Source organism: Sphingomonas sp. 22R3R2A-7, from assembly GCF_036856055.1.
In the GTDB taxonomy this organism is placed as follows: Bacteria; Pseudomonadota; Alphaproteobacteria; order Sphingomonadales; family Sphingomonadaceae; genus Sphingomonas.
The window spans coordinates 168937-182450 of record NZ_JASPFR010000001.1 but is presented as its reverse complement, the minus strand read 5'-3'; the positions used below and the strand labels follow the sequence as shown (position 1 = coordinate 182450).

Genomic DNA, 13514 nt, shown 5'->3' with positions numbered 1-13514 from the left:
CCGAACGCATGGAAATGATCACCAAGGTCCTCACCGCCAATGCGCTGCTCACCGCGTTCGCGGTCGTTGGCATCGTCATGTGGCTGTCGAACATCCTGTCCGCCAAGCTGACGATGGGCCGGGTCCACGGCTCGGCGATCGCGATCCTGATCGGCCTCGCACTCGCCTTCTGGGGCGGGATCGCGACCGGCGGCCACAAGGGGCTCGCCGACCTGCCGATGCTCGCGGGGATCGGGCTGATGGGCGGCGCGATGCTGCGCGACTTCGCGATCGTCGCGACCGCGTGCGAGGTCGATGTCGAACAGGCCAAGAAGGCGGGGCTGATCGGCGTCGTCGCGTTGCTGCTCGGCACGATCCTGCCGTTCATCGTCGGCGCGCTGGTCGCGGCGTCGTTCGGCTATACCGACGCCGTGTCGATGACGACGATCGGCGCAGGCGCGGTGACCTACATCGTCGGGCCCGTCACGGGCGCGGCAATCGGGGCGAGCTCGCCCGTGATCGCGCTGTCGATCGCGACCGGCGTGTTCAAGGCGGTGATGGTGATGGTCGGCACGCCGCTGGTCGCAGGGCTGATCGGGCTCAACAACCCGCGCAGCGCGATGGTGTTCGGCGGGCTGATGGGCACGGTCAGCGGCGTATCGGGCGGACTTGCCGCGACCGACCGCCGGCTCGTCCCTTATGGTGCCTTGACCGCGACCTTCCATACCGGGCTAGGGTGTCTGGTGGCGCCGTCGATCCTGTACCTGATCGTCCGCGCGGTCGTGGGGGCTGAGGGCACGTGGCGGATATCGACACCGAAGACACAGGGCTGCTGTCCGACCGGATCCGCAATGCGCTGACCGACGCGATCTCGTCGGGCGAGCTGGCGCCCGGCACCACGCTCGACGAGCAGCAGCTCGCGGATCGCTACGGCGCGTCGCGCACCCCGGTCCGCGAGGCGCTGCGCCAGCTGGCGACCAGCGGCATGGTCGAGGTCCGCCCGCGCCGCGGCGTGATCGTCCGCCACGTCACCGCCGACGAGGTGATGGATATGTTCGAGACGATGGCGGAGCTGGAGGCGGTGTGCGTCCGCCTCGCGACCTACCGCATCACCCCGCTTGAACGCAGCCGCCTGCTCCGCATCCACGAGGCGAGCCAGGCCGCGGTCGAGCAGGACGACGTCGACGCGTATGATGCGCTGAACCGCGACTTCCACGAAGCCATCTACCGCGCCGCGCATAACGACTTCCTCGCCGACCAGGCGATCGCGGTCCGCACGCGCCTCAATGCGTTCCGCCGGATGCAGCTGCGACAGGATCGCCGCCTCGCCAGTTCGCGCGCGGAACACGATGCGGTGATGCGGGCGATCGCCGAGGGCAATGGCGAGGAGGCCGGTCGCCGCATGCGCGCGCACATGCTCAACGCCGCCAGCGCGCTCGACAGCTACATCGCGCATCAGGATCGCGCGCACACCGGCGCCACGACCTAGCTCGGGCGCAGTTTAAGTTGGGCGCGCCGCAGGCTTTGCGGCCGTTTCCCAGAGGATCAGCATGCTCGGCGCAACTGCAAAACGTCGCTGCGCAGGAGCACGACGTTTTCCTTCAGCAGTACGGCTCTGACGCTCAGGCTAGCGCGATCAGCGCTCGCCCTCACCCTCACCTTCGCCACGTTCGTTTTCGCCGCCCTCATACTCGCCCTCGCCGCGCTGGCCAGCGTGTTGCCGCGCGGCCTGGGTGCGACGGGGATTGCGAACGATCTGACGCGCCTTGCTCGAGCGTGCGACGGGGCGTCGTCCTTCGCCCTCCCCCTCACCTTCGCCGCGCTCGTTCTCGCCGCCCTCCCCGGACCGGCCCGCAACCTGATCGGCGACGGCCGATGATGGCGAAGCGGCATGGGCGATGACGGCCTGCCCGGACTGCGCCACGACGAACGCACCGACGCCGACCCATAATTTCGTACGCATATACTTACCATTTCCGGCGCGCATTCCCGCGCCTGCTTGGCTAGAGCCTCGTGCCCGGCATCATGCCGCAGCGAAAGGGTTCCAGATGTTGATCATGATCGCAAACGTTCTGGATGCCGAGAATGTTCAGTGGCTCCGGGATAACCTTGCGCAAGTTCGCTATGTCGATGGGCGTCAGACCGCAGGGCGTGAAGCACGTCTCGTCAAGCGCAACGATCAGGTCGATCGCGCCGATCCGCTGCTCGCACGGATGCAGGATCTCGTGACGGACCGACTGCTCGATCACCAGCTGTTCCGGATGGCGGCACGGCCTCATCTCGTTCGTCCGCCGCTCTTCAGCCGGTACGAACCCGGGATGGCGTATGGCAGCCATGTCGACGACGCGATCATGGGCGGCATGCGCACGGACCTGTCCGTCACCGTCTTCCTGTCCGATCCCGAAGACTATGACGGCGGTGAACTCGTTATCGAGTCCGCAGCCGGCGAGCAGGACGTCAAGCTCGCGGCCGGCGACGCGGTCGTGTATCCGACCACTTTCCTGCACCGCGTCGCACCGGTCACGAAAGGCGAACGGCTTGCCGCGGTGACGTGGGTCCGCAGCCTCGTCCGCGATGCCGCCAAGCGTGAAATGCTGTTCGACCTCGAAACCGCGCGGCATGCGCTGTTCGAGCGCCTCGGCAAGACGCCAGAACTCGACCTGCTCGCAAAAACGCAATCGAACCTGCTGCGGCGCTGGGCCGAGGACTGATACCGTCAGGCGCTCCGGCCGCGCGATTTCGACGCATCGACAACGCGTTCGTGACATCGCCGGCGTTTGCACGCTGGCGAAGGGCACAGTCGAACCGGGCTGCGGCGATGCCGGGGTTGACGACGGCGCGCGTTGCGCGAACTAGGACAGGCATGATCGAAGCTTCGGGTGGCCAACATGAACGATAGCACGGCCGTGACGACCGACGGCGGAGGAAAGCTGTATCGGCGGATCGTCAAGGCAATCATCGCCGACATCGAGGACGGCGCCTATCCGGTCGGATCGCGGTTACCGGCGGAACGCGATCTGACCGAACGGTTCCAGGTGAGCCGGCCCACGATCCGCGAGGCGATGATCGCGCTGGAAATGAAGGGCATGGTCGAGGCGCGCAAGGGATCCGGCGTGTTCGTCCTCGCCGCGTCCACCGCGAACGCCGACCAGGAACTCGACATCGGCGCGTTCGAGATCACTGAAGCGCGCCGTCTGCTCGAGGGCGAGGTCGCCGCCGTCGCCGCGACCGAGATCACCGAACCGCAGCTCGCCGAACTTCGCAAGATGCTGACCGAGATGGAACAGGAAGACGTCACTGCCGCCGAAGACGCCGACCGGCGGTTTCATATCGCCATCGCCGAAGCGACCGGCAACGCAGTCATCATCTCCGCCGTCACCGATTTCTGGGATCTGCGCTATCGGTCGCCGCTTGCGCGGGAAGTCCTGCTCAAGGCGGGCAGTCTCGGGATCGAGAACCGGATGGAGGAACATGGCCGGATCCTGACCGCGCTCGAGGCGCGGTCACCGGTCGATGCGCGACTGGCGATGCGCGATCACCTTGCACGCGTGATCGATCATCTGCTCGACGTGACCGAGACCGAGGCTGTCGAGCGCGCCCGCGCCGCAACGACGCAGCGCCGACGCGCGCTCGCCCGTCGCTCGGTCTGATCCACTACCGGATCGCTCGCCGGTCGGCCGGCCCCTTCAGAGAGGCGGCGTCGCTTTCTCCCGAGCGATCCAGGCGAGCATCTCGCGCTCCATCGCCGGAAGCGGCACGGACCCCAGCCCGAGCAGCCGGTCGTGGAACCGACGCTGATCGAACCTCGGGCCAAGCTCGCGCTCCGCGGTCGTCCGAAGCGCGCGCATCTTCATTTCGCCAAGCTTGTAGGCCAACGCCTGTCCAGGCCAGCTGATATACCGGTCCACCTCGATCTCGACATCGAGCTTGGCGAGCGCGGTATGGCTGGCGAGATAATCGATCGCCTGCTGCCGGGTCCAGCCCTGGCTATGGAGGCCCGTATCGATCACCAACCGGCACGCACGCCACATCTCGAACGTCTCGCGTCCGAATTCCTCATACGGCGTCCGGTACATGCCGAGCTTGGTGCCCAGCCATTCGGCATACAGCCCCCACCCCTCGCCATAGCCCGAGAAATATGTCGCGCGACGGAAGGCGGGGCGATCGGGCGCCTCGAGCGCCATCGCCGCCTGGTGACTGTGCCCGGGCACGCATTCATGCAGCGTGAGCGCGACGATATTGTAGAGCGGCCGCGACTTCAGGTCGTAGGTATTCATCAGACAGCCGCTCAGCCCGCCCCGGCCCGACGTGTAGAGCGGGGCGATCGCATCGGGCACAGGCTGGATGGTGAACCGATAGCGCGGCAGGACCGTGAAGACATCCTTCAGCCGTCCATCCATCCGCTTGGCGACATAGGAGGAGAGGCCGAGCAGCTCGTCGGGGGTCCGTGCATAGAATTGCGGATCGCTCCTGAGAAAGGCCAGGAAGTCGGCAAAGCTGCCCGTGTATCCGGTCTGCGCGATCGTCGCCTTCATATCGGCATCGATCCGGGCGACCTCTTTCAGGCCGATCGCGTGGATTGCCGCAGGCGTCAGGTCGAGCGTGGTATATTCGCGAACCTGGCTTTCATAAAAGGCCTTGCCGTCGGGCAGCGCCGATGCGGCGAGCGTCTCGCGCGCACCGGGCAAATAGACCTTGCGGAAGAAGTCGAGCAATCGGGCATAGGCCGGTGCCGCCTGCGCGTCGATCGCCCGCGCCGCCTCGGCGCGCAGCGCGATCTGTTCGGGCACGGGGATCGAGGCCGGCATCGTCTCGAACGGATCGTAGAGCGGGTTCTCCGGCCCGGTCACGGCGAACGCGGCGATCGTCGTATCGCGGCCAGCGAGCGTAACCCGCGGCGGCGTGTACCCGCGCTTCAGCCCGGCCTGCATGTTGAGCGTGTTCTCGGCAAACCAGCGCGGCACGTCCCGCAGCCGCGCGATATAGCGGCGATATTCGGTGGCGGTCTGCAAAGGCGAATAGGGTTTGACCGAACTCCAGAACGCGGAGTCGCTGTTGAGCGGCGCTTCGTACGTCCGATACGCGATGTTCGCGATATCGGCGCGCAGCGTTTCGGTCAGCACAGCCGCATTCAGCCGCTCCTCGTCCGAATAACCAGCCGCAGGAATCCGGGCGATCTTCGCGAGCACGTCCTGCCAATATGCCTTGCGCCGGGCCCAGTCCGCCGCGGTCACCGCGGGCAGATGATCGTCGGCCTTGGTCTCGAGCCCGTCCGTGAGTTCGGCAAACTCCTTTTGCCGCCACTGCCATTCGGCATCGTACAGCGCCTTGAGCTGTCGGTCCGCCGCGCTCGCAGTCGTTGCCCCCTCCGCCCCCGGCGCGATGGTCAATGCGAGGACAAACCCCAGCGTCGCATGCATCCTCGTCATGTCCCCAACCCTTCCAGCTCAACCGAGCGATGTTCATTACCCAATGCAAAAGCCCCGCCGACCCGCTTTCCCGAGGGTATGCGTATCCAAGCGCGCGGTGCAACGGGAGACGGCGTTTTTGCGGTGGAGGATGGCGCGGCGCGGAGCGCGCGCTGTCTCGCGTTGCGATGCGATCGTGCCTAAGGACGCGCGATGCGCCTGTGTCGACATGAGCCTTGCGAGGAGCGATGATAGCCCGTCGTTCGATCCTGCTGTTCGCCTCGGGCGATTTCGCGTTCAATCTCTATTGGCAGAGCATCAACCTCTACCTGCTGTTCTTCTACATCGACGTGCTGGCGCTGCCGCCTGCCACTGCGGGGCTGGTGTTCATGGTCGGCGCGCTCTGGGACGGGGTTGCGGATCTGCTGACGGGCATCTTTGCCGAGCGCACTGGGGTGTCGTACGCGCGGATGATAGGGTGGCTGACGGTGCCGCTGGGCATGGGTTTCGTCTGGGCGTTCTGGGGGGGCATGACGTCCGTGGGGGGACTGATCGCCGCGCAGGTCCTGTTCCGGTCCTTCTACGCCGCAACCAACGTCCCTTATGCCGCGTGGACAGGGCGGCTAAGCGCGCACAGTGCGACGCGGACGATGCTGACGGGACTGCGGATGACGTTTGGCGCCGCCGCCGCCGCCGCGGTCGCAATGGGCCTCCCGGCGCTCGCCCGCCTCACCGCATCGTCGCCGGTCCTCGGCTATCCGCGCGCCGCCGCGATACTCGCGGGCCTGGCGACACCGATCCTGCTGCTGATGGCGTGGCGGGTACCCGAACCCCGCCGGCCCGCGCAGCAGACGCGCCGCGCCGAAGGACCAAAGCTTGCCGCGCTGCTCCGGAACCGCGCGTTCATGCTGCTCAACATCGCCGCGGCGGCAGGCGGTGCAGCGGCGGCGCTGCTGGTCCAGTCGGTCCCCTATTATTTCCGCTACGTCGCGCACGATCCAGGCCGCGGCGCGCAGGCGCTGGCGGCAATGGGCGTCGCGAGCGCGCTGGCACTGCCGCTCTGGACCGCGCTGGCCACGCGCATCGGCGCACGCGCCGCATGGCTTGCGGCGACCGCGCTCGCGCTGGCAAGCCTCGCCGCGGCCTTCGTGCTCGGACACACGACGGCGGACCCGACGCTGTCTACGGTGGTGCCGATCATCCTCGCCGCGATCGCGTTTGCCGGCATCAACCTGACGGCATGGTCGTTGCTGCCGGACAGCCTCGACTGGGGGGAAATCCAGGGGCAGCCCAAAGTCGAGGCGCTCGCCTTCGGTGCGTTCGCCTTCCTTCAGAAAGCCGCGCTCGCAGGCGCGGGCATGGCGATCGGCGCGGTCTACGCCTCGAACGGCTTCAACGCGGGCGTGACGCAGACCGCGGGCACGATCGCTTCGATCCGCTGGCTGATGCTCGCCGGGCCCGGCATCCTGATCCTCGCCTCGGCGCTGGCGATCGCGGCGCACCCGTTGCGCCGCGATACGCTCGCGACGCTCGGGTCACGGCGCGACACTGCGCCGGCGGTCAGACCAGCGTAATCGTTCCCGCGATGCCTTCCGCCTGCGCGGACGGCGCGATCCAGACACGGAACTGACCAGGCTCGACCGTCGCGATGAGATCACGGCCGATGAACAGCAGGTCGCTGCGCGTGAGCGTGAACGTCACGACGCGCGCCTCGCCGGGCTTGAGCGCGATCCGGCGGAAGCCCTTGAGCGCGCGGACGGGCTGCGTGACGCTTGCGACGACGTCCTGGATGTAGAGCTGGACGACCTCGTCGGCGGCGCGGCGGCCGCTGTTCGTGACCGTCGCGGACAGCGTCAGCCCGGCCTCGGCGGTCAGCCGCCCGCCCCCCGTATCCAGGTTCGAATAGCTGATCTTGCCGAACGTCAGGCCGTGCCCGAACGGAAACGCAGCATCATTGGCAAATTCACGGTAATGCGCCTTGTATTCGGCAAGCGGCCCCGGACCGTTGGGGCGGCCCGTGCTCTTGTGCGCATAGTGATAGGGCTGCTGTCCGGTGGCGTGCGGAAAGCTGACCGGAAGCCGTGCGGAGGGCGCGACGACCCCGAACAGGACATCGGCGATCGAGCGTCCGGCCTCCGATCCGAGGAACCACGTCACCAGCAGGCTCGACGCTTCGAGCACCGCGCCCGACAATGCCAGCCCGCGGCCCGTCGAGAGCAGCACGACGACCGGCTTGCCCGTCGCCACCACCGCCTCGACCAGCTGCAACTGCGCCGCCGGGATGACGATGTCCGACCGGCTCTGCGCTTCGCCCGACATGCGCTGGCTTTCACCGACCGCGAGGATGGCGACATCGGCCGCGTTTGCCGCCGCGACCGCCGCGGCAATGCCGCCGGGCAGCGCGGCTTCGATACCCGACCCGTCGACGACGGTCACCGCGCGGGGATCGGCGACGATCTCGCGCACGCCGGTCGCGAGATCGACCGCGTCGGCGTCGGTGCCGTAGACGTTCCACGGTCCGATCAGGTCGTGACGTCCTTGCGCGAACGGTCCGATCAGCGCGACGCGCTTGCCCGACCGGGGTAGCGGGAGGAGATCCCCTGCGTTCTTGAGCATCACGATCGACCGCGACCCCGCCTCGCGGGCGAGCGCGAGCGTCTTTCGCGTCCGCACCTGGGTCTTTTCCCGGCGCGGATCGATACGCCGGAACGGGTCGTCGAACAGGCCGAGCGAGACCTTGAGCGCGAGGACGCGCCGCACCGCCTGGTCGAGCCGCGCCATCGGGACCTCACCGGTGCCGACCAGATCGGGAAGATGCTTGATATAGAAGCCCGACTGCATGCTCATGTCGACGCCGGCGAGGAACGCCAGCCGCGTCGCCTCGCGCGCGTCGGCGGCAAAGCCGTGCGCGATCAGTTCCTCGTCGCCCGTGTAATCCGAGACGACGAGCCCGCCGAATCCCCATTCGCGGCGCAGCACCTGCGTGAGCAACCAGTCGTTCGCGGTCGCGGGGACCCCGGAGATCTCGTTGAACGCCGCCATCACGGTCGGCACCCCCGCCGCCAGCGCCGCCTGGAATGGCGGAAAATACACGTCGCGCAACGTCCGCTCGGATATGTCGACGCTGTTGTAATCGAGCCCGGCCTCGCCCGCGCCATAGGCTGCGAAATGCTTGGCGCAGGCAGCCACCGCATCGGCCGCGGCAAGCCCGCGCGTCCCCTGGAATCCCTCGACACGCGCCCTCGCCATCATGCGGCCCAGATACACGTCCTCTCCGGCGCCCTCGACGCCGCGGCCCCAGCGCTGATCGCGCGCGATGTCGACCATCGGCGCGAACGTCCAGTCGATCCCCGCGGCCGCCGCCTCCGCACCCGCCGCACGCGCCGTTCGCCGCGCGAGGTCGGGGTCGAAACTGCCCGCCTCGGCCAGTGGCACGGGGAATACCGTGCGGAAGCCGTGGATGATGTCGGCGGCGAAGATCAGCGGGATCTTCAGTCGCGACTCGCGCATCGCAGTCGTCTGCATACGCTGCGCCATCGCTGCGCCGTTGCCGTTGAAGACGCCTGCGAGACGCCCCGCCCTGACGTCCGCGAGCTGCCCGTCAAAGCTTGCAGCGGCGCCGGCCGGATTGAGCGCCGTCGCGCTGCCCCCCGCCCAGGCCGCGGCCATGATCGTCAGCTGCCCCGCCTTCTCCTCGACCGTCATGCGCGCGATCAGCGCCTCGATCTTCGGCGGCAGTGCGGTGGCCGCCGTGCCGGCCGCAAGCGCCTGAAGCGGCGAAGAGGCCCAGGCCGCGGCCATCGTTCCACCGAGTACCAGCGCGCGTCTTGAAATGTGCCGATCGTCCATGAAGCCTCTCCAAAACCACGTCTTTGAAATATTTTGCGTGGCAAGCCCTAGGTTATTGTAACCGGTTACATCAAGGTCTTATAGACGATCCCAGACCCGCGATGCGACGCAGATCGCCGTCGAGAGGATGAAGGAAGGGAATGCCGCACGCCACGATCCGCGATGTCGCTCGCGTTGCCGAAGTGTCGGTGGCGTCGGTGTCGCGCGTGCTCAACGGGCATGCCAATATTCGCGACGCGATGCGCCTCAAGGTCGAGGAGGCCGCACGCCAGCTCGGCTATGTCCCGCATGCCGGCGCACGCAATCTCAGCCTTTCGCGGTCGGGTGCGATCGGCGTGGTGTTGCCCGACCTCCACGGCGAGTTCTTTTCAGAACTGTTGCGCGGGATGGACGAGGAAGCCGCGACACGCGGTCTCCACCTGCTGCTGACGGTGATGAACGACCGCCCGGGTCGCGGGAGGGAGGCGCTGCAGGCGATGCGCGGTCGCGTCGACGGGCTGGCGATCATGGCGCCGCACATCGCCGCGGACGAGCTGGTCGCGCGGTTGCCCGCAGGCATACCCGCCGTCCTGCTCAACTGCGCGCTGCGCACCGGTCCCCACACCGCGATGCGCGTCGACAACGTGTCGGGGGCGGAGGCGATGATCGACCACCTCGTCGCGACCGGGCGTCGGCGGATCGTCCATATCGCGGGTCCGGCGACGAACATCGATGCGATCGAACGGCGGCGGGGCGTCGAGCAGGCCGCCGCGCGTGCGGGGCTTCCGGTCCGCATCATCGAGGGCAATTTTCTCCAGGACGCAGGGATCGCCGCGGCCACGACGGTGCTCGCGGATCCGTCGAGCGTCGATGCGATCTTTGCGGCGAACGACATGATGGCGCTGGGTGCGATCGTCACGCTGCGGCGCGCGGGGATCGCCGTCCCCGACCAGATCGCCGTGGCCGGTTTCGACGACATCCCGCTGGCCAGGCTCGTCTCGCCCTCACTCACTACCGTCCGGATCGACATCGCGGCGATGGGGCAGCGCGCAGTTGCGTCCCTCGACGCCGCGATCGCCGCAGAGGCACGGCGGCGCAGCGCGGCGAAGCCCCGCGGCCCCGCCGCGCCATCAAGCGCCGTCGACCGGGGCACCGACATGATCGTCCCGTCGCTCGTCATTCGGGAAAGCACAGCTCAACCAAGCCTCAAAAAGGGGCATAACGCAGGGGAATACAGGACATGACACGACATTTCAGGATGGCCTTGGCCGGTGCCACGATGCTCGCGAGCGCAGGCGTCGCGCTCGTTCCGGCAGCGGCGCAGACCTCGACCGCGTCGATCCGCGGCCAGGTCAGCGGTGCGGATCGCGCGCCGCTGTCCGGCGCGACGGTCGCGGCGGTCAGCACCGGCACCAACCAGACCTATCGCGCGATCAGCGACGCGAGCGGCCGCTATATCCTGAACGGTCTGCGCCCCGGCGAATATCGGATCACGATCACGGGGACCGACGGCGCGCGGTTCGAGCGCGTCATCGTCGTCGCGATCGGCCAGTCCGCCAGCCTCGATGCGACGCTCGTCGCCGCCGCACCGGCAGCGGCCGAGGGTGGTGCCACGGCAGCCGCACCCGGCGCCACCGGCGACGTGGCAGCAGCGGCCCCGGTCGCGGGTGACGGCGGCGAGATCGTCGTGCGCGGCGGCCGGCTGGTCGAGACGCGCACCAGCGAAATCGCTACCAACGTCAGCCAGGAACAGATCCGCACGCTGCCGCAGACCGACCGCAACTTCCTGACCTTCGCCGCGCTGGCACCGGGCGTGCGCTATAACGACAGCGAGACCGACAAGAGCTTCAGCTCGGGCGCGTCGACCGCGAGCCAGGTCAACGTGTTCATCGACGGCGTCAGCCTCAAGAACAAGCTGCGCGAAGGCGGCGTCGCCGGGCAGCAGAACAGCCGCGGCAACCCGTTCGGCCAGCTCGCGGTGCAGGAATTCCGCGTCCTGACGCAGAACTACAAGGCCGAGTACGAGCAGGCGGGTGCGGCGATCATCACCGCGGTCACCAAGTCGGGCACGAACGAGCTGCACGGCGAGGTCTTCGGCCAGTATACCGACCGCAGCCTGAGCGCGAAAAGCTTCCTCGACCGCCGCGACGGCAACGCCAAGCCCGCGTTCGAACGCAAGCAATATGGCGCATCGCTCGGCGGCCCGATCATCAAGGACAAGCTGTTCTTCTTCGCGGCCTATGAGGGCAACGACCAGGACCGCGCGTTCAACGTCAACACCACCGGGTCGGATGCCGCGGTCGCGCAGTTCGAGCAGTTTTCGGGGCGCCGCCTGTCGGATTTCGAAGGCGCATTCGTCAGCCCGTTCCGCGGCGACTTCTACTTCGGCAAGCTGACGCTGACGCCGGATGATCGCCAGGTCTTCGACCTGTCGTTCAGCCGTCGCACCGAGACCGACATCCAGGGCTTTGGTGGCAACGTGGCGTTCGAGAATGCCGAGAACAAGCGCAACAAGGTCGACACCTACCTGTTCAAATGGACCTATTCGGGCGACAGCTTCGTCAACGAGGTCAATCTGAATTATCTCGATTACCAGTTCCGGCCGACCTCGATCAATCCCGGCCTGCCGACCTTCGACTACGACTCGGTGCTGGTGTTCGGCGGACGCGATTCGACGCGTCGCGAGATCCAGCAGGGCTACACGATCCGTGACGACCTGACCTATACGGGGCTTCAGGGTCACGCGATCAAGGCGGGCGCGCGTGTCGAGATCACCGACATCGAGTTCAACAACATGTCGTTCGTCGAGCCGCGCTATACCTTCCGCATCGACCAGGCGGGCACGCCGGCCGACACGAGCGACGACACGAGCTTCGCGTTTCCAGCCGAAGCGCGACTGGGCCTCGGCAATGGCCGGATCTTCGGGTCGAACACGCAGGTCGGGCTGTATCTGCAGGACGACTGGGACGTGACCGGGCGGTTGCAGCTCAATCTCGGCGTGCGGTGGGATTACGAGACCAACGGCGTCAACAACGACTATATCACCCCCGCCGCGGGCGTGGCGGCGTTGCGCGCGCTGCCGCAGACCTCCTATTTCAAGGCCGAGGATTACATCTCGACGGGCAACAACCGTAAGCCCTTCACCGGCGCGATCGCCCCGCGCCTGGGCTTTTCCTGGGACGTGAAGGACGATCAGTCGACGGTGATCTTCGGCGGCTTCGGCCGTTATTACGACCGCAACAACTTCAACAACACGGTCGACGAGCTGTCGCGGACGATCAACCCGATCGGCGTCTTCCGCTTCTCGCAGAACGGGACGCCGCGCTCGAACCTGCCGACGGTGAAGTGGGACCCGTCCTATCTGACGCGCGACGGCCTGCTGGCGCTTGCCGCAAGCTCGACGCAGGGGCTCCCCGAGCTGTTCGCGGTGAAGAACAACGCGCGGCCGCCGGTCAACGATCAGGCGAGCTTCGGCGTCCGGCAGCGCGTCGGCGCGTTCCAGGCGGCGGTGACCGCCTCCTACCAGCGTGGTCGCAACGGCTATACCAATGTGTTTGCGACCCGGCAGAATGCGGGGCTCGGCAATTGCTGCGATACCGCCCCCGCGCTCGCCAACGGCTATTCGAACGTCATCATCGGGCTCGACGGGCTCGATACCCGCTACAAGGCGCTCTATTTCACGCTCGACAAGAACTATAGCCAGTCGTCGGGCTGGGGTCTGAACATCGCCTATACGGTGTCGGAGTCGGAGCAGAATGGCGGCGATCTGTTCAGCCTCGATGCGATCACCCCCGATGCCTATGGCTGGCGTCGCCGGGCGGGGGACGAACGCCACCGCGTCGTCATCTCGGGGATCGTCGATCTGCCGCTGAACTTCCAGCTGTCGACGCTCACCACGCTCGGAAGCGGCCAGGCCTATCAGGTCACCGACGCGCGGAACGGGTTTGACACCGGGCAGCTGCGCTTCACCTCCGCCTATCCGGAGAAGAACTGCATCGGCGGCGTCTTTGCGTTCTGCGAGGTCAACCTGACGCTGGCGAACAAGTTCAAGCTGTTCGGATCGAACGACCAGGTCGAGGCCGCGGTCGACCTGCTGAACGCGTTCAACACCAAGAACCCGAGCGGGTTCGACGGGTTCTTCAGCAACACTGATCCGCTCGAAGCCGCCAATTCGCGGACCGGCAGCAGCGCGCTCACCCTGCCGCGCCGCGTCCAGTTCCGTCTGGGCTACCGCTTCTGATCCGACGAGGGCGGCGCCTGCCGGCGCCGCCCTCGTCCCGTACCGCGTAACAGGAGCGT

At 67.3% G+C, this 13514-nt stretch carries 10 protein-coding genes; 7 read left to right on the top strand and 3 right to left on the bottom strand.

The genetic code is table 11. The annotated features are described in order from the left end of the window. Window positions 1-8: 8 nt before the first annotated feature. Both madM and QP165_RS00870 read left to right on the top strand, forming a co-directional pair. The gene (gene madM, locus QP165_RS00875) at window positions 9-839 is read left to right on the top strand and encodes a malonate transporter subunit MadM (protein WP_333993181.1); all 831 of its coding nucleotides are present in this window, start codon (window positions 9-11) and stop codon (window positions 837-839) included. Continuing rightward, a complete protein-coding gene (locus QP165_RS00870) occupies window positions 779-1468 on the top strand; it encodes a GntR family transcriptional regulator (protein WP_333993180.1) in 690 nt (229 codons plus the stop codon). Before madM ends, QP165_RS00870 begins: the two co-directional genes overlap by 61 nt. Before the next feature lie 147 nt (window positions 1469-1615). Here QP165_RS00870 and QP165_RS00865 read toward each other — a convergent pair whose 3' ends face one another. Next, window positions 1616-1942, bottom strand: coding sequence for a hypothetical protein (locus tag QP165_RS00865; protein ID WP_333993179.1), 327 nt, complete (start codon window positions 1940-1942; stop codon window positions 1616-1618). 85 nt (window positions 1943-2027) lie between these two features. Between QP165_RS00865 and QP165_RS00860 the strand changes: the two genes are divergently transcribed. Together QP165_RS00860 and QP165_RS00855 are read left to right on the top strand one after the other, a co-directional pair. Continuing rightward, a complete protein-coding gene (locus QP165_RS00860) occupies window positions 2028-2690 on the top strand; it encodes a Fe2+-dependent dioxygenase (protein ID WP_333993178.1) in 663 nt (220 codons plus the stop codon). A 177-nt stretch (window positions 2691-2867) separates the two neighbouring features. After that, window positions 2868-3629, top strand: coding sequence for a FadR/GntR family transcriptional regulator (locus tag QP165_RS00855; RefSeq protein ID WP_056022610.1), 762 nt, complete (start codon window positions 2868-2870; stop codon window positions 3627-3629). A gap of 36 nt (window positions 3630-3665) precedes the next feature. Here the strand turns inward: QP165_RS00855 and QP165_RS00850 are convergent, their stop codons facing one another. Next, a complete protein-coding gene (locus QP165_RS00850) occupies window positions 3666-5399 on the bottom strand; it encodes a DUF885 domain-containing protein (RefSeq protein WP_333996893.1) in 1734 nt (577 codons plus the stop codon). 236 nt (window positions 5400-5635) lie between these two features. On the opposite strand from QP165_RS00850, the gene QP165_RS00845 reads away from it, so the two are divergent. Next, entirely contained in the window at window positions 5636-6961 is a 1326-nt protein-coding gene (locus QP165_RS00845) for an MFS transporter (RefSeq protein WP_333993175.1), read from the top strand. On the opposite strand, the gene QP165_RS00840 is transcribed toward QP165_RS00845, so the two are convergent. After that, window positions 6948-9236 (bottom strand): glycoside hydrolase family 3 N-terminal domain-containing protein, encoded by a 2289-nt coding sequence (locus QP165_RS00840; protein WP_333993173.1) that lies wholly within the window; start codon window positions 9234-9236, stop codon window positions 6948-6950. The genes QP165_RS00845 and QP165_RS00840 overlap by 14 nt on opposite strands. A gap of 140 nt (window positions 9237-9376) precedes the next feature. On the opposite strand from QP165_RS00840, the gene QP165_RS00835 reads away from it, so the two are divergent. Together QP165_RS00835 and QP165_RS00830 are read left to right on the top strand one after the other, a co-directional pair. Further along, entirely contained in the window at window positions 9377-10459 is a 1083-nt protein-coding gene (locus tag QP165_RS00835) for a LacI family DNA-binding transcriptional regulator (protein ID WP_333993171.1), read from the top strand. Next, on the top strand, window positions 10456-13455 hold the full coding sequence (locus tag QP165_RS00830) for a TonB-dependent receptor (protein ID WP_333993170.1): 3000 nt from the start codon (window positions 10456-10458) through the stop codon (window positions 13453-13455). The genes QP165_RS00835 and QP165_RS00830 overlap by 4 nt, the downstream gene beginning before the upstream one ends. Window positions 13456-13514: the final 59 nt, after the last annotated feature.

Excerpts from the sequence above, each read along its gene's own strand:
- QP165_RS00855 (WP_056022610.1), top strand. The coding sequence starts at position 2,868 with ATGAACGATAGCACGGCCGTGACGACCGACGGCGGAGGAAAGCTGTAT.
- madM (WP_333993181.1), top strand. The coding sequence starts at position 9 with ATGGAAATGATCACCAAGGTCCTCACCGCCAATGCGCTGCTCACCGCG.
- QP165_RS00835 (WP_333993171.1), top strand. The coding sequence starts at position 9,377 with ATGCCGCACGCCACGATCCGCGATGTCGCTCGCGTTGCCGAAGTGTCG.
- QP165_RS00860 (WP_333993178.1), top strand. The coding sequence starts at position 2,028 with ATGTTGATCATGATCGCAAACGTTCTGGATGCCGAGAATGTTCAGTGG.
- QP165_RS00840 (WP_333993173.1), bottom strand. The coding sequence starts at position 9,236 with ATGGACGATCGGCACATTTCAAGACGCGCGCTGGTACTCGGTGGAACG.
- QP165_RS00845 (WP_333993175.1), top strand. The coding sequence starts at position 5,636 with ATGATAGCCCGTCGTTCGATCCTGCTGTTCGCCTCGGGCGATTTCGCG.
- QP165_RS00865 (WP_333993179.1), bottom strand. The coding sequence starts at position 1,942 with ATGCGTACGAAATTATGGGTCGGCGTCGGTGCGTTCGTCGTGGCGCAG.
- QP165_RS00850 (WP_333996893.1), bottom strand. The coding sequence starts at position 5,399 with ATGCATGCGACGCTGGGGTTTGTCCTCGCATTGACCATCGCGCCGGGG.
- QP165_RS00830 (WP_333993170.1), top strand. The coding sequence starts at position 10,456 with ATGACACGACATTTCAGGATGGCCTTGGCCGGTGCCACGATGCTCGCG.